This is a genomic window from Paraburkholderia polaris (assembly GCF_012927345.1).
GTDB classification, from domain to species: domain Bacteria; phylum Pseudomonadota; class Gammaproteobacteria; order Burkholderiales; family Burkholderiaceae; genus Paraburkholderia; species Paraburkholderia polaris.
On the sequence record NZ_JABBGJ010000077.1, the window covers coordinates 1 to 23,371 of the forward strand.

Here is a 23,371-nt window from a genome sequence, read left to right on the forward strand (position 1 = left end):
TTGTCGGCGCTTGACCATCGATCGCTGGTTTTGCCATTGCCCGGCATGAATTTCCCTGTCTGTCTTGCACTTTGCCGCCAGGTCCGTAGCGTCACCGTCGTGATGCCCGTCGCTCCTGACAACTCGATGACCGCACGATTGAACGGCGGCATCATCTGCTGGATTGCCCATTCCCGGGTTTCCGCTGAATAGCGTTTCATTTCCCATTCGCTGTCCGCCCCCCATCTTTACATCAATCGGTTCGGGTGAGGCGACAACTAGCCTGACATGGAGGGGCGGCGGCAAAGAAAGTAAGTGCCGCCCCGCACAGGGGCGACGCTAATAAACCACTAACAATTCAAGGAAAGGCCAAAGCCACAAGCGCACAGACAGAAAGCGCCGCACAGGCAAACAGACCAGGCAAAGCCCAACGCCCCGGGCACACGGACAAATAAGCGCCGCGAAGGCAACCAATGAAATCAAAAACCACCGCAGCAGGCACCCAGCCAACCAAAGCACGGCGCAGCCAAAAACCCACCCCCAAGCTCGCCGCGCGCAGCGCCGCTTATAATCGAGCATTCTTTGCATCTACCAGCAGACCGACAAATGAGCGAGACCCCGAGCGACCCGACCTCCACGCTTGCCAAAAGCTTCGAGCCCCACACCATCGAAGCCCACTGGGGCCCCGAATGGGAAAAGCGCGCCTACGCGGCGCCCACCTTCGACGAGAACAAAAAAGACTTCTCGATCCAGCTGCCGCCGCCGAACGTCACCGGCACCCTGCACATGGGCCATGCGTTCAACCAGACGATCATGGACGGCCTCACCCGCTACCACCGCATGCTCGGTGAAAACACCCTGTGGGTGCCGGGCACGGACCACGCGGGCATCGCCACGCAAATCGTCGTCGAACGTCAACTGGACGCCCAAGGCACCTCGCGCCACGATCTCGGCCGCGAAAAGTTCACCGAACGCGTCTGGGATTGGAAGCAGCAATCCGGCTCGACCATCACGAATCAGGTGCGCCGCCTGGGCGCGTCGATCGACTGGTCGCGCGAATACTTCACGATGGACGACAAAATGTCGACCGCCGTGCGCGACGTGTTCGTACGCCTGTATGAACAAGGCCTGATCTACCGCGGCAAACGCCTCGTGAACTGGGATCCGGTGCTGCTCACGGCCGTTTCCGACCTCGAAGTGGTCAGCGAAGAAGAAAACGGCCACCTCTGGCACATCCAGTATCCGCTCACGGACGGCTCGGGCCATCTGACGGTCGCCACTACGCGCCCGGAAACCATGCTCGGCGACACCGCCGTGATGGTCCATCCGGAAGACGAGCGCTATGCGCACCTGATCGGCAAAACGGTCACGCTGCCGCTCTCCGGCCGCGAAGTCCCGATCATCGCTGACGACTATGTCGACCGCGAATTCGGCACCGGCGTGGTCAAAGTCACGCCCGCACACGATTTCAACGACTATCAGGTCGGCCTGCGCCACAAGCTGCCGATGATCGAAATCCTCACGCTCGACGCGAAGATCAACGACAACGCGCCGGAAAATTACCGCGGTCTGGACCGTTTCGAAGCCCGCAAGCAGGTCGTGATGGATCTCGAAGCGCTCGGCGCGCTTGAATCGGTCAAGCCGCACAAGCTGATGGTGCCGCGCGGCGACCGCACGGGCGTCGTGATCGAGCCGATGCTGACGGACCAATGGTTCGTCGCGATGAGCAAGCCGGCGCCGGAAGGCACCTTCAATCCGGGCAAGTCGATCGCGGAAACGGCCTTGGACGTGGTTCGCAGCGGCGAAATCAAGTTCGTGCCGGAAAACTGGTCCACCACGTACTATCAATGGCTCGAAAACATCCAGGACTGGTGCATCTCGCGCCAACTCTGGTGGGGTCATCAGATCCCGGCGTGGTATGGCGAAAACGGTGAAATCTTCGTCGCCAAGACCGAAGAAGGTGCGCGCGAGAAAGCCGCCGAGGCCGGTTACACCGGCCCGCTCAAGCGTGACGAAGACGTGCTCGACACGTGGTTCTCGTCTGCTCTAGTGCCGTTCTCGTCGCTCGGCTGGCCTGCTGAAACACCGGAGCTGAAGCACTTCATGCCCTCGTCGGTGCTGGTCACCGGCTTCGACATCATCTTCTTCTGGGTCGCGCGCATGGTCATGATGACCACGCACTTCACCGGCAAGGTGCCGTTCGACACGGTCTACGTGCACGGTCTCGTGCGCGACGCCGAAGGCCAGAAGATGTCGAAGAGCAAGGGCAATACGCTCGACCCGATCGACATCGTCGACGGCATCGAACTCGACGCGCTGGTGGCCAAGCGCACCACCGGCCTGATGAATCCGAAGCAGGCAGCGTCGATCGAAAAGAAAACCCGCAAGGAATTCCCAGACGGCATTCCGGCGTTCGGCACGGACGCGCTGCGCTTCACGATGGCGTCGATGGCCACGCTCGGCCGCAACGTCAACTTCGATCTGGCACGCTGCGAAGGCTATCGCAACTTCTGCAACAAGCTGTGGAATGCCACCCGTTTCGTGCTGATGAACTGCGAAGGCCACGATTGTGGTTTCGACAAGCCGGCACAGTGCGGCGAATGCGGCCCCGACGGCCACCTGAATTTCTCGTCGGCCGACCACTGGATCGTCTCGCGCCTGCAGCGTGTGGAAGCGGAAGTCGCCAAGGGCTTCGCCGACTATCGTTTTGACAATGTGGCCAACGCCCTATACAAGTTCGTATGGGACGAATACTGTGACTGGTATCTCGAACTCGCGAAGGTTCAGATCCAGACGGGTCAGCCGAACCAGCAGCGCGCAACGCGCCGCACGCTGCTGCGCGTCCTCGAGACGGTGTTGCGCCTCGCGCATCCGGTGATTCCGTTCATTACCGAAGCGCTGTGGCAAAAAGTTGCGCCGTTGGCTGGTCGTTATCCCGAAGGCAAAGCCGAGGGCGAAGCGTCCATCATGGTGCAGCCTTACCCCGTTGCGGAGCCGTCGAAGATCGACGAAGACGCGGAGCAATGGGCGGCCGACCTGAAAGCAGTGATCGATGCGTGCCGGAATCTGCGCGGCGAGATGAATCTGTCGCCGGCGGTCAAGGTGCCGTTGCTCGTTACCGGCAACGCGGAGCGCCTCTCCACCTTCGCTCCCTACGCTCAGGCATTGGCCCGATTGTCGGAGGTGCAGATCATCGCCGACGAGGCAACGTTGGATGCGCAAGCAGATGGCGCGCCGATTGCTATCGTAGGCAATGACAAGCTCGTGCTGAAGGTGGAAATCGATGTAGCTGTGGAGCGCGAGCGTCTGTCGAAGGAGATTGCGCGGCTCAGCACGGAAGTCGTCAAGTGCAACGCCAAGTTGCAGAATGAAAGCTTTGTTGCGAAGGCACCACCGGCAGTCGTTGAACAGGAGCAGAAAAGGCTGGCAGAATTCGAAACCACTATCGGCAAGCTGAAAGCCCAATTGGGTCGTTTGCCGGCCTGATCGGCGCTCGATGCCCGCCCCACACTGGGCGGGCATGGACCGAAAGCTTAACCAGAGGATTCAGGGTAATCACATGCTAAAAGTTACAAAAGCAGTATTTCCGGTAGCAGGTCTTGGCACCCGGTTCCTCCCTGCTACGAAGGCGAGTCCGAAGGAGATGCTGCCGATCGTCGACAAGCCGCTGATTCAATACGCAGTGGAAGAGGCGATGGCGGCCGGCATCACCGAAATGATCTTTGTCACGGGCCGCAGCAAGCGCGCGATCGAGGACCATTTCGATAAGTCATACGAAATCGAGCATGAGCTCGAAGCCCGCGGCAAGGACAAACTGCTGGAACTGGTGCGCAGCATCAAACCCAGCCATGTCGACTGCTTCTACGTGCGTCAGCCGGAAGCGCTCGGCCTCGGCCACGCGGTGATGTGCGCTGAAAAACTGGTGGGCGACAACCCGTTCGCCGTCATCCTCGCGGACGACTTGCTGTACGGCACGCCGCCGGTGATGACTCAGATGATCGAGGTGTTCGACCACTATCACAGCTCGGTGATTGGCGTCGAAGAGATCCCGCACGCGGAGACGAAGTCGTACGGTATCGTCGACGGCAAGGAGTGGGAAGACTCAATCATCAAGATGTCGGGCATCGTCGAAAAGCCGGAGCCGAACGTCGCGCCGTCGAATCTCGGCGTGGTGGGCCGCTATGTGCTGAAGCCGCGTATTTTCGAACATCTGCGCGCGCTGAAGCCGGGTGCAGGCGGCGAATTGCAGCTGACGGACGCGATTCAATCGCTGCTCGCCGATGAGCAGGTGCTCGCGTACAAGTACCACGGCACGCGTTTCGACTGCGGCAGCAAGCTCGGTTACCTGAAGGCGACGGTCGAGTTCGCGCTGCGTCACCCGGAAGTGGCAGCGGATTTCGAAGAATACCTGCGTACGCGTTCGCCGGTGCTGGAAGGCTGAGCGGCTTCGCGTTGCAAGCTTCTCGATAGGCTCAGTCAGACGTAAAAAAGGCGCTGTGCCCCGCATTTGCGGGCACAGCGCCTTTTGTTTTGGGAGTGCCCGGCAAACGGGTGCCCAGCTCATGGTGCCCGGTTCGTGATGCCCGGCCAAGGGCGCGTGGCTCAGTGCGCGGCCAAGGTGCGCGGTTCAGTGCCCGGCCAAGGGCACATGGCCAAGGTGCGCGGTTCAGTGCGCGAGTTTCCTCTCGGCGCGTGAGCTTCAGTGCGCCTGAGTTAGCGGCGCTTCATCAGAAACGTGAAAACCTTGTCATGCGCTGAGCTTTCGACGATTTCGTTGCCGGTTTGCTTCGCGAAAGCGGCGAAATCGCGTTGCGAGCCCGGATCGGTGGCCAGCACCTTGAGAATCTGGCCGCTTTCCATGTCGGCGAGCGCCTTCTTGGCGCGCAAGATGGGCAGCGGGCACATCAGCCCGCGCGCATCGACTTCCTTGTGAACCTGAATTTGCATCGACGATGACCTTCGGGATGAGGCGTCGTTCGCGACGCCGGGGAGAGGGTCAAATTCTACAGCACGCGTCGTTTAGTCGTCGGACGTGATGGGTTTAGGTCCCTTCCTGATCTTGGGCCTTTGGCGTTTCCTTGATCTGGATTCTTTGACCTTTCCTTGATTTGTTATTGGATTCACGGCGAATGACGTGCTCGCGTTCATGTCCGCGCGTAATGACCTGGACGTTTTCAACTGAATTCCGCCGAGTGTAAAACAGTGCTCGACGTCATCGGCCTGTTGTGGTCGTCCTCTAATGGCGACATGCTGCCGATGGCCGCGCAGCACTAACCAACCCTAGCGGACACCACGCCGCAAGCAAAGAAAAGGCGCGAGCAATCGCGCCTTTTCTTTGCTTCAAAAGCACGCCAACAATCGTACGCGCCTCGGTGATTTTTCCGCGCCAGTTTTAGACATCCCCTATGGCCCCGATTACCTCTGCTATTTAGGCTCCTACATTACGAATGATTACAACGCTAACGCGCTGATTACTGACGGTGGCACGTCGCGACACATATGCGTCGTTGCTATTCGTTCGTTAGGAATTTTCAGTGAAAAAACATGACCTGCGTCGAAGTGATGCAAAAGGTTGGAGCGTGGCAAGGACGAAGGCCGCGCCACTATTGAAAACAGGGGCAATTTCATTTACGGGCCGTACAGGAAATATGCAAAGAGAGACATACGAAAACGAGCGGGAATACTTCCGCAAAACAGTGGTCGGCGCCGGTCCGACATGGTGGAAAGTAAGGACGAGTCGACTGATCGCGAGCACCACATGCGTCTCGCTTGCACTGGCGGCATGCGGTGGAAACGGTGGGAGCGATCCGACTTCGACCGCTACACCGTCAATGCCTGCAGCAGCACCTCAGAGTCTCGAAGCAACGGCCACATTGGCGGCGAAATCGACTACCGTACCTTTAGCCATGTCGTTGAAGATGAACACAAGCGGTTTGTCTTCGGACACCCCGGTCGATCGTTTCATCATCAAGTACAAGTCGGGTACCCCTGAACGTGGATCAATCTCGGAAGTGCAGTCACGACTCGCACGGCTGGCAGGTGCGTTGCCTGCCAAGGCGCACCACTTGCGCCGCATGGGTACCGCCTCGGACGTAGTGACGACAGAGCGCAAGCTAACGACGACGGAAGCGAAGGCATTCATGCGTGCTATCGCTTCGGACCCTGACGTCGAATATGTGGAACCTGATACACCAATGTCCGGTGCATCCGCTCCTAATGACCCGTTATATAGCTCCCAGTGGGGCCTAGGTTCGGACCGTGATCCGGGGCAACCGACCGTAGGTATACGCGCGGAGGGGGCATGGGCTATGGCAAGCGGCGCTGGGGTCGCGATCGGCCTCGTGGATAACGGTGTCACGAGCCATAGCGACCTGGACGCCAATATTCTGCAAGGGTACGACTTCACGATCCGTGGTGGAGATGGCAAGAATACGGGGGTAGCGCCCGGGTCCACCTGTTCGGCTAAGTGGCACGGTACGCATATCGCGGGCATCATGGCTGCGGTAACGAATAACACCGTCGGTATTGCCGGGGTCGCACCTAGCGCGAAGGTTGTTTCAGCACGGGCGCTGGACGGATGCGCCAATGGCAGCCTGTCGGACGTCGCGGATGCAATTGTATGGGCCGCCGGCGGAACGGTCCAAGGGGTGCCCACTAATTCTCATCCGACGAAAGTCATCAATGCCAGCCTTGGCGGATACGGTTCGTGTTCCACGACGTTGCAGGCTGCAATCGACTATGCGTCCGGCCGAGGTGCTGTCGTCGTGGTCGCAGCAATGAACGACGCTAACGACGCGGCAAAATACCAGCCCGCAAACTGCCGTAACGTTATTACGGTGGGCAATTCCTCCCGCAGTGGCATTCGCTACTATGACTCGAATTATGGGGCGGTCGTCGATATAGCCGCACCGGGTGATTGGATCTTGTCTACCTACAACGATGGAACCACCACCCCCGCCGCCGAAAGCTATTCGAATCAGAATGGCACTTCGATGTCAGCCCCGATGATAAGCGGTGTTGTTGCACTTGCGCAGTCGGTGGCACCTAAACCATTAAGCGCAGCAGAAATACGAACCCTGATTCAGCAGAAGGCCCAGCCTTTTTCAGCGGGATTTGACTGGTCCCGGCCCTTGGGCGCGGGCATTGTCGATGCAACTGCGACGATTACCGCCGCGAAGGCTGGTGAAATTCCAGCAGCGGCGGATTTCAGATGTTCACAGAGCGGCGCAGGGATGCTGGTGACATGCACAGACCTGTCTACCGCGAGAGGTACTACGTCGATCAAATCCTGGGCCTGGAACTTGGGCTGGGGTGATCCCGACGATATGGTACGCACTCAATCAGTGAATCCATACTACAACTACGAATATCCGGGTACTTACAACATCAGATTGACGGTCACGGATAGCAAAGGCGCTGTTAGCACGATGACGCGGCCCTTCACGGTCGTTGCCCCCGCTGTAACCGAACTGAGTTCCAATGTTCCAGTGAAATTTTCAGCGAATTACTTCGTCCAGAAGTTTTTTTTGCTGGACGTTCCGGCCGGTGTAAAAAACCTGACATTTACGCTGTCACCTGCTTCGTACAGTGACCTTGGCACGCTGTATCTCAGAGCGGGCTCCCCTACCACACTTAATGCAGATTGCCAGTCCGTCTTTGTGAGAGGCGGAGTCGCCACCTGCACCATTTCCAACCCGGCGGCAGGGACTTACTACGGCACAGTGAACCCTAATTCAGACCTCACGAATGTCACCATTCTGGCCACCTACACAAAATAATCCGGCTGTATGAAAAGCACGCCCCTAGATCGCGGCTAAAGATCGTGGGGGCGTTACTTCGTGCGTGTTCATGAGCAGAAAGCTATCCGATAAGAAAGGCGCGTCACAATGTCTAAATCTCATGCTGCGAATCGCGACCCAGCAAGCATCGCTACACTGGTTTCCTACGCGGACGTTGATTTTTCCGCACATCGGATGAGCGATGCGAGGAATGGCTACCTCCAGGTATTGGCGGCGTATCCGCACAATGCGCACGCACTACACCGTATGGGGCTTGTGTGTGCATACTTGAATGAAATGGCCGAAGCGAGTGTCTATCTGGAGCGTGCACTACAGGCTGCCCCTACTAGCGCGGAACTGTGGGAGCACGCGGGCCTGGTTGCGGCTTTGAAAGGTGAGTATGCCGAGGCAGAGGCTTTTTATCGCCACGCGCTTCACATCGCAGGAAGCACCGCGACGCTACACCGCAACCTCGCTGATTGCCTGCGACAGTCGGGGCGTCTTGCTGAAGCAAAGGAGCATTATGAAAAGGCTATTTCGATCGAGCCCAACTTGCATTATGCGATTCTCGCCGTCGCTCGCATAAGTTCAGAACTGGGAGAAACTGTTAATTCCGCTAGCTACCTATTGCGGGCCTGGATGCTAGCCCCCGGGAGCTTGCGGGACGGCCTCGACCTGATCACCGCCTTGGTCCAAGCCGGACGTGAGGACGAGGTCAACGATGTGGTCGAGCTATTGAGTAAACGCTATGCCAACGATGCCGAGGCGCTGAGATTTATATCGGGTACGTTGAACGAGAACCATCGCTACGCCGATGGACTGAGACTAGCCCGGCGCGGATTGTCGATCGACCTCGACAACCATTTTCTGTTCTACAACGCAGCAAGGGCACTATGGATGTGCGGACGGACCAGAGAATGTTTCCCGTACGCAATGGAAGCGGCGCGTCTTTGGCCGGATAACGATGGCAAAAGCGTGCAGTACTTTGTCTCATGTGTCCAGCTTGCTCTCGGTGATTTTTTTGAAGGGTGGAAAAGACATAAAATCTTCTACACGTACCAGTCGATTGCTAACCATTTGGTTCGTCCGGAATTTCCCGAGTGGAATGGCGAACAAGTGGCGGGAAGTCGGTTTCTGTATGTCCTTCACCAGGGTTTTGGCGACCAAATTCAGTTCCTTAGATTCGCTGAGTGGTTACACCAACAAGGTGCGACTGTCGACGTACTTGTTGATCCTCCGCTCGCAGGAGTCGCGGCCAGCATGACCGGCGTTCGAACGGTCTATTGCTATCCCTCCGTGCCAAATGGACCATACGAGTATTGGTCTTATATGTTGCGAATACCGGAGTACATGAACCTGCGAATATCCATGCTCCCGATTGCCATGCCATATATTGCGGCGACGCAGGAGCGGCACGAGCATTGGCGCACCTACATCGAAGCGACCGCCGCGCGCACAGCATGTGCGAAAAAGCGGCGTGTGGGGTTCGTCTGGCAGGGTAGCCCGAATACAGCGAATGACCGCTTCCGCTCCATCAGTTTGGAGACGCTAAGACCATTGTTTGACTTGCCCTCTATAACCTGGTTCTCGGTTCAGAAAGGCAACGGCGAGGAAGGTAGCACAGTGCTGGCTGATGAATTTGACGTGCATACTTTGGGGCCGTTGATTGAAGATTTTAGTGACACGCTCGCAATACTCGAAACGCTCGATCTGCTTATCACAGTTGACTCATCCACTGCGCACCTTGCAGGCGCCGCTGGTCTGCCTGTATGGGTGTTTCAGCCCGCCTATTCCGAGTGGAGGTGGTTGGTCAACCGAACGGATAGCCCTTGGTATCCTTCGATGCGCCTGTTCCCCCAGCGCGAATTGGGCCAGTGGGATACGGTTATCGAAGAAGTGCGCGAAGCGCTGCTCGAAATGAGTGCGGAAGAAGTCCACGCAGACAGATAAACCACGCGTAACCCAACCGCCGTAAAACCACCACCACCCCATAACCAAACACCTAACTACAAAACGACTGCCTCGCCGCTCTGCAGCGACTGCCGCAACGCCATGCCGATGCGCGTCGCTTCGAGTGCGTCGGCCAGCGTGGCGCCCGCCTGCACACCAAGGTCAGCGCAGGCCCCACCCTGCACCGCCGCCACAAACGCCCGCGCCTCGAGCAGAAACGCGTCCTCGAACCGGTCGAAGAAACTCGGCGTGCATTCATTGCGGACGCCCGTGGCGTCGTAGATCTCGACGCGATTCGCCCGCGGATTGTGGCCGATCGCGAGCGCCCCCGCCGTGCCGATCACTTCGCTATGCGTGTCGTTGCCGTGCGCTTGCGTGCGCGATGCGTAGAACATCGCGAGCTTGCCGTCTTCGAACTCGCAGATCGCCACGCCATTATCGACGTCGCCGAATTCACGCAGGCCTTCGTGCAGCGCGACCGCCCCGGCCGCAAATACGCGCTTGGCCCGCGGCTTACCAAGCAGCCAGCGCGCGACGTCGATGTCGTGCACGGTGCAGTCCAGGAAGATGCCGCCGGAGGTCGCTGCAAAGCGCACAAAGAAGCCGTCGTTGTCGTTCTTGTCGGTGGTTTGCGAACGCACGAGGAAAGGCCGGCCTATCGCGCCGGCTTCGATTTTGTCGAACGCGTCCTTGTAGCTCGGATCGAAACGGCGCATGAAACCGATGGTCGCCTGCAGATGCGGATAGCGCGCGGCTTCAGCCAATACACGCTCGCACTCGACGAGATTCAGCGACAACGGCTTTTCGCAAAACACATGTTTGCCAGCGCGCAACGCATCGATAATCTGCTGCGCATGCAACGACGACGGCGTGACGAGCCACACGGCGTCCACCTCGCGATCGGCGAGCAGGTCCGCGTAATCGTCATAAAGACGCGGCTCGGGCAACGCCTCGCGCGCCCACGCCCGCTCCTCTTCCAACGGACTGCAAGCGGCCACGAGCGCCGCACCCGGCACGCGATACGCCAGATTTTCCGCGTGCCGCTTACCCAAACGCCCCAAGCCGACTACACCCAAACGAAGCCGCCCAGTTGCCGCCTTCATCACGATGCCTCGCCGAGTTTCACCGCGCGACCGTCGCGCCACGAGCGCGTCGCGGCGTCGGCGAGTTCAAGCGCTTTCAGGCCGTCGGCGACGGTGGTTCGCACCGGCTTGCCGTGCGTGACCGCATCGAAGAAATGCGCGATTTCCAATGCGTAAGCCGCGCGATAACGTTCGAGGAAAAACGCCTCGGGCACGTCGCTCGAAACTTCGGTCTTCGAATACGCAGTGACTTCGGTGGGCCGGACATTGCCCGCTTGCAGCATGCCAGTGCTGCCGAGCACTTCGAAACGCTGGTCGTATCCATAGGCCGCGCGCCGCGCCGTGTTGATCTGGCAAAGGCGCCCGCGCTTCGTGCGAATCGTCACCGCGGTCGAATCGATATCGCCCGCTTCGGCAATCGCCGGATCGGATAGGCAACTGCCGGTGGCGTGCAGCGTGTCGGCTTCGTCGTCGAGAATCCAGCGGAAGATATCGAAGTCGTGAATCAGCATGTCCTTGAAGATGCCGCCCGAGTGCTTGACGTACTCGACCGGTGGTGCGCCCGGATCGCGGCTCGTCACCACCAGCATTTCCGGCGTGCCGATCTCGCCCGCATCGATACGTGCTTTCAACGCGGAGAAGGTCGGGTCGAAGCGGCGCTGAAAGCCGATCATGCACACCACGCCCGCACGCTCGACCGCCTCGGCGCAGGCACGCGCCCGCTCCAAAGTCAGATCAACCGGCTTCTCACAGAACACATGCTTCTTCTGCGCGGCCGATTTCGTGATCAGATCCGCGTGCGTGTCCGTGCTCGAACAGATCACCGTCGCGCCGATCGACGCATCGCCCATCGCGCCGTCGATATCCGCAACCTGCGCGCCGTGCTCGGCGGCGAGCGCCGCGGCCGCCTCGCGATTCACATCGACCACATACTTGAGCCGCACGCCCGGTTGCCGCGCCAGATTCGCCGCATGAATCTTGCCGATACGTCCCGCGCCGAATACCGCCACGTCGATCGCCTTCACCGCCTCAGTCATCGTATCCTCCAGTGTCTTTGGATTCTTCAACGTTCAGTTCGAGCTTGTACGCAAGCGCAATGAACAACGCCTGGCACAAACAGATCGTGCTGGTCAGCGAGCGGAACGCAAACGCGCTGCCCTCTTTCACATACAGTTGGGTGGTGGCGTAACGCGCCAGCGGAGAAAGTTGGCTATCCGTAATAACCAGCGTCTTCGCCTGGTGATGATGCGCCACCCGCAGGCAATACTGCGTTTCCTTGCCATACGGCGCGAAGCTGATCGCGATCACCACGTCGCCCTTCTTCACGCTGCGAATCTGTTCGCGGTACATGCCGCCGAAACCGGATACCAGGTGCACGCGCTTTGGCGTGTGCTGCAACGCGTAGACGATATAGCTCGCCACCGGAAACGAGCGCCGCACGCCGATCACATAGATGTTGTCGGCCTGCTGCAGCATCTTCACGGCGGCATCGAACTGCGTATCGTCGAGCCCTGCTTCGAGTTCTTCGAGCCCGCCACGTGACGCCGCGATGAATTCACGCGCAACTGCACCGCCGGATAACGCGCCGGGCTTCTCGTCGATCAGCTTGCGAATCCTCTGCTGATAGCTCGGCGAGGACGTACCCTGCCCCGTATACGCCTGACGAAACACTGCCTGCAGATCAGAGAAGCCGGAAAAGCCGAAACGTTGCGCAAAGCGCACCACGGCGGATGGATGCACGCCGCAGCTCGCGGCGATATCGCTGGTGCGATCCACCATCACGCTCGAGCGATGCTGCTCGATATACGTCGCGACGTTCTTCAATTGACGCGGCAGCGCCTCGTAGTTTTCCGCGATGCGCTGCATCAATTCTTCGACGCTCGGCAAGTCTTCAGTGCTCTCTTCCGCCATGGCTCTCTCTTCGTTGCTTTATTGCAGTGCGGAAGGCGCTTCCAGCGCACATCGCACAGCCTCCTGACGCTGCCGATTATAGGCAGGCGCCCCATCAAATGGAACGTATTTTCTATTTTTATTTGTCATGAAATTTTCATTGCAAGGCTTCGGAAGATGACCTAATCTTGGTCGTGAGCGATGGTGCATTGGCTGACGCATGCCGCAACGCACGCAATCGGAAGGCCGCCCGCCAGACGCTCCCTTCAATAACGACAGACCGAGAAAGGTGGAGACAATGAGACTTTGCAAGGGCAAGGCTACGCTCAGGATTCTGGTGACGGCATTGACGTTGGCGACGGGATTCGGTGCGGCGTCGGCCGCCCGCGCGGCTGACGCGCACTTCGTGCTGATCAGCCACGCGCCGGATTCGGATTCGTGGTGGAACACCATCAAGAACGCCATCAAACAGGCCGACGAGGATTTCAACGTCGAGACCGACTACCGCAATCCGCCGAACGGCGACATCGCCGATATGGCGCGTCTGGTCGAACAGGCTGCCGCGCGCAACTACGACGGCGTGATCGTCTCGATCGCCGATTTCGACGTACTCAAGAGTGCGATCGCCAAGGTCACCGAGAAACACATCCCGCTCGTCACGATCAACTCCGGCACCGAAGAGCAAAGTGCGCAGCTTGGCGCGATCATGCACGTCGGCCAGCCTGAATACACGGCGGGCAAGGCGGCCGGTGAGAAGGCGAAGGCGGCAGGCATCAAGTCATTCCTGTGCGTCAACCATTACGCGACCAACCCGGCCTCGTTCGAACGCTGCCGAGGCTTTGCCGACGCGATCGGCGTCGACTTCAAGTCCTCCACGCTCGACGCCGGCCAGGACCCGACCGGCGTGCAATCGAAAGTGAGCGCGTATCTGCGCAATCACCCGAACACCCAGGCGGTGCTCACGCTAGGTCCGCTGTCGGCCGCGCCGACGATCAAGGCGCTGCAGCAGATGGGCCTCGCCGGCAAGGTCTGGTTCGCGACCTTCGACTTCGACAGTGACATCGCGAAGGGCATCCAGGATGGCACGGTCCAGTTCGCGATCGACCAGCAACCCTACCTGCAAGGCTATATCCCGGTCGCCGTACTCGCCATCGTGAAAAAGGAACACACCACAGATCCGGCGAAGATCCGCCAGATCCTGCAGGCCAATCCGAAGTTCCAGCAACGCCTCGCCACCTACGGCCTGGCACCCGCCTATGGGCCGCGCAATATCGGTTCCGGCCCCGGCTTCATTACCAAGGCCAATATCGACAAGGTGGTCAAGTACGCCGGGCAGTATCGCTAACGCATTTCGCTGGAAGTACGGACACGGGAGAACCGTTCCGGCAGGTATGAAGAAAGTGGACGCGGCCGGCCGCAATCGGCCTCGCCGCCCCACGCCTGCGATCGTCGCGTTTTACGTGCATCACGCGCCAAGTGGTCCGATTGCAGTCAGTACGCGACTGCTATCCCCCGGGCGCATCAAGGAGAGCTTCAATGGGCGTAGCCAACCCCTTCCACCCTCATCCCCGCAAGCAGCCCCCTTCCGGCACCGGGACGACGTCAGCATCGACGTCCAGCGGTGCGCCCGCGTCGGCAGATGAGCGTGTGCGCCAGGAATCGTGGTTCCGGCATCTGCTGAACCGTCCGGAATTCGCCGCCCTCGCCGGCACCGTGATGGTGTTCCTCGTGTTTGGGATTGCGGCCGGCAACTCCGGCATGTTCAACCTCGACGGTGTGATGAACTGGTCGCAAGTGGCTGCGTATCTCGGCCTGATTGCAGTCGGTGCATGCCTGCTGATGATTGCCGGCGAATTCGATCTGTCGATCGGTTCGATGATCGGCTTCTCGGGCATGATGGTCGCACTGCCTACGATGTACTTCCATTGGCCGATTGCGCTATCGATCCTGTTTGCGTTTGCCGGATCGATGCTGCTCGGCGCACTCAACGGCTATCTGGTGATGCGCACGCGGCTGCCATCATTCATCGTGACGCTGGCGTTTCTGTTCATCCTGCGTGGGCTCACACTAGCCCTGTCGGTCATGTTCGCCGACCGCACGATCATCTCCGGCGTGGGCGACGTCGCCGCTCACGACTGGCTCGCCCATACCCTGTTCCAGGGCGTCGCGTTCAAGGGCCTGTTCATCTGGCTCGGCCACATCGGTGTCGTGAAGCTGCTCGACAACGGCAATCCGCTCGTGCCGGGTATTCCGAAAGTCCTGCTCTGGTGGTTCGCGCTTGCCGCAGTCTGCGCGTTCACCCTCGCCAAGACCCGCTTCGGCAACTGGATTTTCGCGGTCGGCGGCGACGCCAACGCGGCAAAGAACGTCGGCGTGCCGGTGCGGCGCGTGAAGATCTCCCTGTTCGTGCTGACCGCGTTCTGCGCGTGCCTGTTCGCCGTGCTGCAAGTGTGCGACATCGGATCGGCCGCGGCCGACCGCGGGCTGCAGGCCGAATTCGAAGCCATCATCGCGGCGGTGATCGGCGGCACGCTGCTGACTGGCGGCTACGGCTCGGTGATAGGCGCCTGCTTCGGCGCACTGATCTTCGGCGTCGTGCAGATCGGCATCACCTACACGAATGTCGACTCCGACTGGTTCCGCGTGTTCCTCGGCGTCATGCTGCTGATCGCCGTGCTGTTCAATCACTACGTGCGCCGCCGCGTCGCGCAGTCGTAACGAGGAGACGACCATGTCCGATACGAATACCGTGAACACCGCGGCTGAACCGCAGGACGACGTGATCCTCGCACTCGAAAACGTCAGCAAGTTCTTTGGCCAGGTCATCGCGCTGAGCGGCGTGACCTTGCGCCTGAAACGCGGTGAAGTGCATTGCCTGCTCGGTGACAACGGCGCGGGTAAATCGACGCTGATCAAAACGTTGGCCGGTGTGCATCAACCTTCTTCCGGTCAGTATCTGGTCGACGGCAAGCCCGTGTTGTTCGAGTCGCCGAAAGACGCGCTCGACCTCGGCATCGCCACGGTCTATCAGGATCTGGCGCTGGTGCCGTTGCTCTCGGTCGCACGCAACTTCTTCATGGGCCGCGAGCCGCAGAAAAAACTGTTCGGCTTCCTGAACGTGATGGACCTCGAAACCTGCGCCACCACCTCCCGCGACAAACTCGCAGAAATGGGCATCAACGTGCGCGACCCGCACCAACCCATCGGCACCATGTCCGGCGGCGAGAAGCAATGTCTGGCGATTGCACGGGCGATTCATTTTGGCGCCCGTGTGCTGATTCTCGACGAGCCGACCGCCGCGCTCGGCGTCAAGCAAAGCTTCAACGTGCTGAAGCTGATCCATACAGCACGCGCGAAAGGCATCTCGGTGATCTTCATCACGCACAACGTACATCACGCGTATCCGATCGGCGATTCGTTCACGCTGCTCAATCGCGGCAAATCGCTCGGCACGTTCACGAAGGACACCATCAGCAAGGATGAAGTGCTCGACATGATGGCCGGCGGCGCCGAGATGCAAAAGATGATCGGTGAACTCGAAGGCGCGGAAATCTGATTCATTCGCGCGGGTTTTCGGCGCTTGCTGCGCCTGGCGCCCGCGCTCAGCTATTCAGGAATATTCATGGATCATTCCAGCACATCCAGCGGAACCGGGATCGTGAACGCGGACGTGAACGGCATTGGGCCCACGTCCGCTTCTGCAGCAGCAGCCAGCCGTTTCGCGCCGGACCGCAGCCGCGACATCATCTGCCTTGGCCGTCTTGCAGTCGATCTGTACGCGCAGCAGGTCGGCGCACGGCTCGAAGACGTGTCGAGCTTCGCGAAGTATCTCGGCGGTTCGTCGGCGAATATCGCGTTCGGTTGCGCGCGGCTCGGGCTTCTATCGGCGATGCTGGCGCGCGTCGGCAACGATCATATGGGCCGTTTTCTCACCGAGACCTTGACGAAGGAAGGCTGCGACGTCAGTCATGTACGCGTCGATCAGGAGCGCCTGACCGCGCTCGTTCTGCTCGGTCTGAAAGATCGCGATACGTTTCCGCTGATCTTCTATCGCGAGAACTGCGCGGATATGGCGGTGGATGAAGCGGATTTCGACGAAGCGTACATTGCGTCGTCGAAAGCGCTGCTGATTACCGGCACGCACTTTTCGACCGAGCAGGTGAACCGCACGAGCCGTCGCGCGCTGGATTATGCGCGGCGCAATAACGTGCGCACCGTGCTCGATATCGATTATCGCCCGGTGTTGTGGGGTCTCACGGGCAAAGCGGATGGCGAAACCCGTTTCGTCGCCAGCGAAGGCGTGACCGCGCATCTGCAGCGCATTTTGCCTTTATTCGATCTGGTGATCGGCACCGAGGAGGAGTTCCGCATCGCCGGCGGCAAGACCGAGCTCGTCGAAGCCCTCACGATGGTGCGTGCCGTGACACCGGCCACGCTAGTCCTGAAGCGCGGGCCGATGGGCTGCCAGATCATCGACGGCAAAGTACCCGCTTCACTCGAGGATATTCCGATTCATGGCGGAGTCGAAGTAGAAGTGTTGAACGTGCTCGGCGCGGGCGATGCATTCGCCTCGGGTTTTCTCTCCGGATGGTTGCGCGATCAACCACTCGAAGCGTGCGCGCGGGCGGCGAATGCGAGCGGCGCGCTAGTCGTCTCGCGCCACGGCTGTGCGCCCGCAATGCCGACACCCGCCGAACTCGACTACTTCCTGCGCGAAGCAAAAGCCGATCCGCAACGCATGCGCCGCCCCGACCGCGATGCGACGCTTGCACGCCTGCATCGCGTCTCCCCTGCCCGCAAACAATGGGACGAAGTACTCGGCTTCGCGTTCGATCACCGCAACCAGTTCTTCGAGCTCGCGCAGCAAACAGGCGCAGACGAAGCGCGCATCGCGCAACTGAAGGGTTTGTTCGTCGAAGCTGTCGCGCAGACGGAAACCGCCTTGGGGTTGCAAGGCCGCATCGGCGTATTGAGCGACGACCGCTACGGTCAGGACGCATTGAACGCCGCCACCGGCCGCGGCTGGTGGATCGGCCGGCCGGTCGAACTGCCCGGCTCCGTGCCGCTCGTGTTCGACCACGGGCGCTCGATCGGCACAGCGCTGATCACGTGGCCGCAGGAACACATCGCCAAGTGCCTTGTGCAGTTCCATCCCGACGAACCGGTCGAACAACGTCTCGAGCAGGAAGCGCAACTGCGTGCGCTTTACGACGCGACGCAAGCAAGCGGCCACGAACTGCTACTCGAAGTGATTCCGCCAAAGCACGCACATCTGCCGCAAGCGCCGGACATCGTCTATCGCGCGTTGAAGCGGCTGTACAACATCGGCATCTATCCGGAATGGTGGAAGCTCGAACCGATGGACGCCGCACAATGGCAAGCCGTCGATGCGCTGATCGCCGAGCGCGATCCGTACTGCCGGGGCGTGGTGCTGCTCGGTTTGTCGGCGGGTGTCGAGCAATTGAACGAGGGCTTTCGCGCGGCGGCGCAATCGGCGACATGCCGGGGCTTTACCGTGGGTCGCACGATTTTTCACGAGCCGAGCCATGCATGGCTCGCCGGTGAAATCGGCGACGACGAACTGATCGCGCGGGTGCGCCGCACGTTCGAAACGCTCATCGCGTCGTGGCGTGCGACGCGCGGCGTGACAAGCGTGCAGCCCACCACCGCGAGCCATGCACATCAGGAGCAGGCGGCATGAACCAGCGCGTATCGCATCACGATGCGGCGTCCGCCAACGACGCCACCCAGGCACATGCACCATCGGGCGGCACGGTCCGCTTGACGACCGCCCAGGCGCTGGTTCGCTACCTCGCCGCGCAACACGTCGCGACCGAAGACGGCACCGGCACCGAACCGCTCTTTGGCGGCGTGTTCGCGATCTTCGGGCACGGCAATGTGGCTGGAATGGGCGAAGCCTTGTATCAGCACCGCGAAGCGTTGCCCACACTGCGAGCTCACAACGAACAGGCGATGGCACACACCGCGATCGCCTATGCGAAGGCGCATTTCCGTCGCCGTATGATGGCGGTCACGACATCGATCGGACCCGGCGCGACCAATCTGATCACCGCGGCCGCGCTCGCGCATGTGAATCGTCTGCCCGTGCTGCTGCTACCCGGCGACGTATTCGTCTCGCGCGCGCCCGATCCGGTGTTGCAGCAGGTTGAAGATTTCCATGACGGCGGCGTCTCCGCCAACGATGCGTTCAAGCCAGTGTCGCGCTACTTCGATCGCATCGTGCATCCGGCACAGTTGCTCAATGCGTTGCCGCGCGCCTTGCGGGTACTCACCGACGCTGCATTGTGCGGTCCCGTTACGCTCGCGTTGCCCCAGGACGTGCAGGCGCAGGCATGGGATTTCCCTGCCGATTTCTTTGCGCCGCGCGTCGTCAGGTTTCACTCCCCTGCGCCGCGCGCCGAAGATATCGACGCGGCGGTTGCCCGTCTGCGGCGCGCCAAGCGCCCGCTGATTGTCGCGGGCGGCGGCGTGCTCTATGGCCGCGCGACCGATGCGCTGCACCGCTTCGCCGCCGCGCACGGCATTCCGGTGGCGGAAACGCAGGCCGGCAAGGGCTCGCTCGCGTGGAGCGACCCGTTGAACGCCGGCGCGTTGGGCGTAACCGGCTCGCCTGCAGCCAATGCGCTCGCCCACGATGCCGACTGCGTGCTCGCCATCGGCACACGCTTGCAGGACTTCACCACTGGCTCGAACACATTGTTCACACAGGCCGACGTGATCGGCATCAACGCGAATCCATTCGACGGCCTCAAGCATCGCGCGCTGGTGGTCGAAGCTGACGCACGCCTTGCACTGGATGCGCTCGCCGAACACCTGCAAGGCTGGCACGCGGACCGCACATGGACCGCGCGCGCGCACAAACTCGCGGCGGGCTGGCGCGATACCGTGGGCACGCTCACGCATGCGCCGCAACGCGACACCGTGCTGCCGTATGAAGGCGACGTGATCGGCGCGGTGCAGCGTTCGAGCGCGCGTTCCGCGGTGGACGACATCGTCGTTTGCGCAGCGGGAACCTTGCCGGCTGAATTGCACAAGCTATGGCGCGCGGGCAAACCGGGCGCGTATCACGTCGAATACGGCTACTCGTGCATGGGCTACGAAATTGCCGGCGGCCTCGGCGTCAAGCTTGCGCGGCCGGCGCGTGAAGTGATCGTGATGCTCGGTGACGGCAGCTATCTGATGATGAACAGCGAGATCGCGACCTCGGTGATGCTCGGCGCGAAGCTGATCGTGGTGGTGCACGACAATCGCGGCTACGGCTGCATCAACCGCTTGCAACAAGCCTGCGGTGGCGCGCCGTTCAACAACCTGCTTGACGACTGCATGCAGGGCCCGCTCGGCGCACCGAGGATCGACTTCGCCGCGCATGCGCGCTCGCTCGGCGCGCAAGCCGAACACGTCGCGAATATCGCTGAACTTGAAAACGCACTGCAACGGGCGCGCGCCGCCGATCGCACCTACGTGATCAGTATCGACACCGACCCCGCCCGCACCACTGACGACGGCGGCTGGTGGTGGGAAGTCGCCGTGCCCGAAGTATCGGCGCGCGACACCGTGCGCGCGGCACGTTCGCAGTACGACGCACAACTCGCCGCACGCGCCGCGCCCGCCGATCCCAGCGACCGCCCGCGCCACATCGACAACGAATGAGGACGTCCGCATGACTGCTTTCGACGTACGTATCGGCATCAACCCCTTATCGTGGATGAACGACGACCTGCCTTCGCTCGGCGGTGAAACGCCACTCGAAGTCGCACTGACCGAAGGACGCCAGATCGGCTATCAGGGCTTCGAACTCGGCAACAAGTTTCCGCGCGAGCCGCAGGCGCTGAAGACACTGCTCGCGCAATACGATCTGGCCTTGGTATCCGGCTGGTACTCCGGCCGACTCGCGCGACGCAGCGTGGAAGAGGAAATCGCCTCCGTCGGCCCACATCTCGAACTGCTCGCACAGAACGGCGCGACGGCGATGGTTTACGGCGAAGTCGCCGATTCGATCCAGGGTGCACCGCAACCGCTGTATCAACGCCCGCGTTTTTTCAGCGACGCACAGTGGGCCGCGTACGCGGCGCGCGTCGACGAGTTCGCGCGCTATACGCTGAGCCGCGGCGTGCGCCTTGCGTACCACCATCACATGGGCGCGTACGTCGAAACGCCGGCTGACGTCGATCAGCTGATGTCACGCACGAGCGACGCCGTCGGCCTGTTGTTCGACGCAGGACACATCACGTTTGCCGGCGGCGATCCGCTCGCGGTACTCGACAAGCACATCGGCCGCGTATGTCACGTGCACTGCAAGGATATTCGACCGGCGGTGATGAAGCTGGCGCGCAATCGCAACTGGAGCTTTCTCGATGCCGTGATCAACGGCGCATTCACGGTACCGGGCGATGGCGCGGTGAACTTCCCGGCGATCATCGATCGATTGAAGCGGCATGGTTATCGCGGCTGGCTGGTGGTTGAAGCGGAACAGGACCCCGTGGTGGCGCCATCGTACGAATACGCGCAGAAAGGATTCCGGACCTTGCGAGCGCTGGTCGATGCGCCGCTCGACGCCGGTGACAAGACTGAGCAGGAGGCGGCATGAGTTTATTGGTAAAGGCGCAGCGCGAGGGCCAGACGATCGCGCGGGTAACGCCCGAGTCGGCGTGCTGGCGGTATGTGGGGTTTGCTGCTTACCGGCTGGGCGCGGATGAAGTCGTGCATGTTTTTGAGCCCACCCGCGAGGTGTGTATCGTGGTGCTGACGGGCGCGGTGGATGTTGAAACTGCTGATACCAAATGGAGTTCGCTCGGTTCGCGCGATAGCGTGTTCGAGGATTCCGCGCCGTATGCGGTGTATTTGCCGCCTGGCGTGCGGACGACGGTGCGCGCCTGTCGCGATGCGGAGGTTGGTGTGGCGAGCGCGCCTGCCAAGGGGGCGTATCCGGCGAGGTTGATCGAGCCTTCTACGATGAAACGCTCCACGCGTGGCAAGGGGCTGAATACGCGATACGTATGCGATATTCTTCCGCAGACTGAGCTTGCGGAGTCGCTCCTTGTGGTCGAGGTTCGGACACCCGGTGGGCATGCGTCAAGCTATCCGCCGCATAAGCACGATACCGATAATGCGCCTCATGAGAGCTCACTCGAAGAGACCTACTATCATCGGCTCGATCCGCCGCAAGGGTTTGCTTTTCAGCGTGTGTATACCGATATGCGTGATATCGATGAGTCGATGGCTGTTGAGAATCACGATGTCGTGATGGTGCCGCGTGGGTATCATCCGGTGGTTGTTCCCTACGGGTATGAGTCTTATTATTTGAATGTGATGGCCGGGGGGCAGAGGGTTTGGCATTTTCGCAATGATCCGGCGCATGAGTGGATTATTAATAAGGAGGGTTGAGGTTTTTTCCTGCGGAGCGGTTGGGGGTCTGTTTGCCTGCGGCGGTGGGCTTTTCTTGAATTTTTTGCCTGCTCGGCGATTGTTTGTCTCTTTGACTGCGGCGGTGGACTTTTCTTGAGTTTTTTGCCTGATCGGCGATTGTTGTCTGTGTACCTGCGGTGTTGGCCTTTCCTTGAATTGTTAGTGGTTTATTAGCGTTGCCCCTGTGCGGGGCGGCACCTACTTCTCTTTGCCGGCTGTGTATAGACCGGAGACATAGCTGCAAAGAGAAGTAGGCAAGAGAAAGCAGCTCAAACCGCTAATTCTAAGTGGGCACCCTTGCTCGGAAGGGGTAGTGGCTCCGTGGAATCCGTGCTCTCGCACGTTCAGACGTTAGTGACAAAGGAGTCATCAGCTCCCACTTCGCACTGCGTGCGTCGCGGACGGGTACGCATGGGAAACCAGGGGCTTCGGTTCAGATCTGTGCGGGCCGTCGGCTTCGCCTCGGCGAGGCGCCGCTGCACTTCACGGGCGAACCCCCACTTCCAATGAAATGGCGGTGTGTCGCACTTGCACTTGCACTTGCACTTGCACTTGCACTTGCACTTGCACTTGCACTTGCACTTGCAGTGGCAGTGGCACCTGCAGTGACCGTGGCACCTGCAGTGGCCGTGGCACCTGCAGTGGCCGTGGCACTTGCGGTGGCCGCGGCACTTGCGGTGACGGCCGCAGTGGCGATGCGGCGACGAGTCACGGTGCCGGCAAAACGCAAGAACCGAAACGTGAGAGCTCGAGCGCAAGAGCCCAAAAGGGAAAGCCCAAACGCAGCGGTCGGTTTTATGAAGTACTCTTCGGCGCGCGCAGCGCCGCAGGAAGTATGACGCCCTTGTCACCAGAGCATGCAGGGGCACGAGCACAGACTCTACGGAGCCACTGCCTCCTCCAGGCAACGGTGCCCGCTTAGCATGAGCGGTGTGAGCCGCTTTCTTTGCTTACTTTCTTTGCGGCGGCGTAACTATTCAGCAGCCGGAAGCGGCGAAACGACGAATCCGGCGAAGCCCAAAGCCAGCGCATCGATCAGCGAACGGTTCTGTTTGCGCAGACTGGCAAGGTAGGAGCGGATCGTGCAGAACGCTTCCATGCCTGATACCGCACGGAAACACCCTGAGATTTTCTGTTTGAGCTTGGGCATGCGGATGTCGCGTTCGGCCTGGTTGTTGTCGAACGGTACCCGGTGATCGGCAATGAAGCGCCACACCTGGCTCGCCTGCATCTGCAGACGCCGGACCAGGTTATAGGTAAAGCTTT

At 60.5% G+C, this 23,371-nt stretch carries 16 protein-coding genes and 1 pseudogene; 11 read left to right on the forward strand and 6 right to left on the reverse strand.

What is annotated here, in order from left to right:
* A pseudogene (locus tag HHL24_RS43740) lies at positions 1-200 on the reverse strand (IS3 family transposase); the annotation flags it as partial.
* Between the two features lie 385 nt (positions 201-585).
* Between HHL24_RS43740 and HHL24_RS41060 the strand changes: the two are divergent.
* Together HHL24_RS41060 and galU are read left to right on the forward strand one after the other, a co-directional pair.
* Positions 586-3,465 (forward strand): valine--tRNA ligase, encoded by a 2,880-nt coding sequence (locus tag HHL24_RS41060; protein WP_169490993.1) that lies wholly within the window; start codon positions 586-588, stop codon positions 3,463-3,465.
* A 73-nt stretch (positions 3,466-3,538) separates the two neighbouring features.
* The gene (gene galU / locus HHL24_RS41065) at positions 3,539-4,420 is read left to right on the forward strand and encodes a UTP--glucose-1-phosphate uridylyltransferase GalU (RefSeq protein WP_169490994.1); all 882 of its coding nucleotides are present in this window, start codon (positions 3,539-3,541) and stop codon (positions 4,418-4,420) included.
* A gap of 272 nt (positions 4,421-4,692) precedes the next feature.
* Here the strand turns inward: galU and HHL24_RS41070 are convergent, their stop codons facing one another.
* Entirely contained in the window at positions 4,693-4,920 is a 228-nt protein-coding gene (locus tag HHL24_RS41070; RefSeq protein ID WP_025600552.1) for a sulfurtransferase TusA family protein, read from the reverse strand.
* Between the two features lie 593 nt (positions 4,921-5,513).
* On the opposite strand from HHL24_RS41070, the gene HHL24_RS41075 reads away from it, so the two are divergent.
* Positions 5,514-7,757: a S8 family serine peptidase gene (locus HHL24_RS41075; RefSeq protein ID WP_169490995.1), complete on the forward strand. Its 2,244-nt coding sequence runs from the start codon at positions 5,514-5,516 to the stop codon at positions 7,755-7,757.
* A gap of 108 nt (positions 7,758-7,865) precedes the next feature.
* A complete protein-coding gene (locus tag HHL24_RS41080) occupies positions 7,866-9,707 on the forward strand; it encodes a tetratricopeptide repeat protein (RefSeq protein WP_169490996.1) in 1,842 nt (613 codons plus the stop codon).
* A gap of 56 nt (positions 9,708-9,763) precedes the next feature.
* Here HHL24_RS41080 and HHL24_RS41085 read toward each other — a convergent pair whose 3' ends face one another.
* From HHL24_RS41085 to HHL24_RS41095, 3 genes are read right to left on the reverse strand one after another with little or no spacing between them, the layout of a single operon-like run.
* A complete protein-coding gene (locus tag HHL24_RS41085) occupies positions 9,764-10,810 on the reverse strand; it encodes a Gfo/Idh/MocA family oxidoreductase (RefSeq protein WP_169490997.1) in 1,047 nt (348 codons plus the stop codon).
* Positions 10,810-11,826, reverse strand: a complete 1,017-nt coding sequence (gene iolG / locus HHL24_RS41090) for an inositol 2-dehydrogenase (protein ID WP_169490998.1) — start codon at positions 11,824-11,826, stop codon at positions 10,810-10,812. Before iolG ends, HHL24_RS41085 begins: the two co-directional genes overlap by 1 nt.
* Complete coding sequence (locus HHL24_RS41095; RefSeq protein WP_169490999.1) at positions 11,819-12,700, reverse strand: MurR/RpiR family transcriptional regulator; 882 nt, start codon at positions 12,698-12,700, stop codon at positions 11,819-11,821. Before HHL24_RS41095 ends, iolG begins: the two co-directional genes overlap by 8 nt.
* A 277-nt stretch (positions 12,701-12,977) precedes the next feature.
* On the opposite strand from HHL24_RS41095, the gene HHL24_RS41100 reads away from it, so the two are divergent.
* The 7 genes from HHL24_RS41100 (at position 12,978) to iolB (ending at position 22,084) form a co-directional block, all read left to right on the forward strand.
* The gene (locus HHL24_RS41100) at positions 12,978-14,024 is read left to right on the forward strand and encodes a sugar ABC transporter substrate-binding protein (protein WP_169491000.1); all 1,047 of its coding nucleotides are present in this window, start codon (positions 12,978-12,980) and stop codon (positions 14,022-14,024) included.
* Positions 14,025-14,215: 191 nt separating this feature from the next.
* Positions 14,216-15,397 carry an ABC transporter permease gene (locus HHL24_RS41105; protein ID WP_169491001.1) on the forward strand — a complete coding sequence of 394 codons (1,182 nt, stop codon included), beginning with the start codon at positions 14,216-14,218 and terminating at the stop codon, positions 15,395-15,397.
* A gap of 13 nt (positions 15,398-15,410) precedes the next feature.
* Positions 15,411-16,235 (forward strand): ATP-binding cassette domain-containing protein, encoded by an 825-nt coding sequence (locus HHL24_RS41110; protein WP_169491002.1) that lies wholly within the window; start codon positions 15,411-15,413, stop codon positions 16,233-16,235.
* A gap of 66 nt (positions 16,236-16,301) precedes the next feature.
* Positions 16,302-18,380, forward strand: a complete 2,079-nt coding sequence (locus HHL24_RS41115; protein WP_206003250.1) for a bifunctional 5-dehydro-2-deoxygluconokinase/5-dehydro-2-deoxyphosphogluconate aldolase — start codon at positions 16,302-16,304, stop codon at positions 18,378-18,380.
* The gene (iolD, locus tag HHL24_RS41120; protein WP_169491003.1) at positions 18,377-20,350 is read left to right on the forward strand and encodes a 3D-(3,5/4)-trihydroxycyclohexane-1,2-dione acylhydrolase (decyclizing); all 1,974 of its coding nucleotides are present in this window, start codon (positions 18,377-18,379) and stop codon (positions 20,348-20,350) included. The genes HHL24_RS41115 and iolD overlap by 4 nt, the downstream gene beginning before the upstream one ends.
* A 10-nt stretch (positions 20,351-20,360) precedes the next feature.
* Positions 20,361-21,287, forward strand: a complete 927-nt coding sequence (gene iolE / locus HHL24_RS41125) for a myo-inosose-2 dehydratase (RefSeq protein ID WP_169491004.1) — start codon at positions 20,361-20,363, stop codon at positions 21,285-21,287.
* Positions 21,284-22,084, forward strand: coding sequence for a 5-deoxy-glucuronate isomerase (gene iolB, locus HHL24_RS41130; protein ID WP_169491005.1), 801 nt, complete (start codon positions 21,284-21,286; stop codon positions 22,082-22,084). The genes iolE and iolB overlap by 4 nt, the downstream gene beginning before the upstream one ends.
* Before the next feature lie 994 nt (positions 22,085-23,078).
* Here the strand turns inward: iolB and HHL24_RS41135 are convergent.
* Positions 23,079-23,371, reverse strand: a 293-nt coding sequence (locus HHL24_RS41135; protein ID WP_169491006.1) for an IS66 family transposase, incomplete at its 5' end; no start/stop codon positions are given.

Coding starts and splice junctions, on each gene's coding strand:
- HHL24_RS41060 (WP_169490993.1), top strand. CDS start 586: ATGAGCGAGACCCCGAGCGACCCGACCTCCACGCTTGCCAAAAGCTTC.
- galU (WP_169490994.1), top strand. CDS start 3,539: ATGCTAAAAGTTACAAAAGCAGTATTTCCGGTAGCAGGTCTTGGCACC.
- HHL24_RS41080 (WP_169490996.1), top strand. CDS start 7,866: ATGTCTAAATCTCATGCTGCGAATCGCGACCCAGCAAGCATCGCTACA.
- HHL24_RS41085 (WP_169490997.1), bottom strand. CDS start 10,810: ATGAAGGCGGCAACTGGGCGGCTTCGTTTGGGTGTAGTCGGCTTGGGG.
- iolG (WP_169490998.1), bottom strand. CDS start 11,826: ATGACTGAGGCGGTGAAGGCGATCGACGTGGCGGTATTCGGCGCGGGA.
- HHL24_RS41095 (WP_169490999.1), bottom strand. CDS start 12,700: ATGGCGGAAGAGAGCACTGAAGACTTGCCGAGCGTCGAAGAATTGATG.
- HHL24_RS41100 (WP_169491000.1), top strand. CDS start 12,978: ATGAGACTTTGCAAGGGCAAGGCTACGCTCAGGATTCTGGTGACGGCA.
- HHL24_RS41105 (WP_169491001.1), top strand. CDS start 14,216: ATGGGCGTAGCCAACCCCTTCCACCCTCATCCCCGCAAGCAGCCCCCT.
- HHL24_RS41110 (WP_169491002.1), top strand. CDS start 15,411: ATGTCCGATACGAATACCGTGAACACCGCGGCTGAACCGCAGGACGAC.
- HHL24_RS41115 (WP_206003250.1), top strand. CDS start 16,302: ATGGATCATTCCAGCACATCCAGCGGAACCGGGATCGTGAACGCGGAC.
- iolD (WP_169491003.1), top strand. CDS start 18,377: ATGAACCAGCGCGTATCGCATCACGATGCGGCGTCCGCCAACGACGCC.
- iolE (WP_169491004.1), top strand. CDS start 20,361: ATGACTGCTTTCGACGTACGTATCGGCATCAACCCCTTATCGTGGATG.
- iolB (WP_169491005.1), top strand. CDS start 21,284: ATGAGTTTATTGGTAAAGGCGCAGCGCGAGGGCCAGACGATCGCGCGG.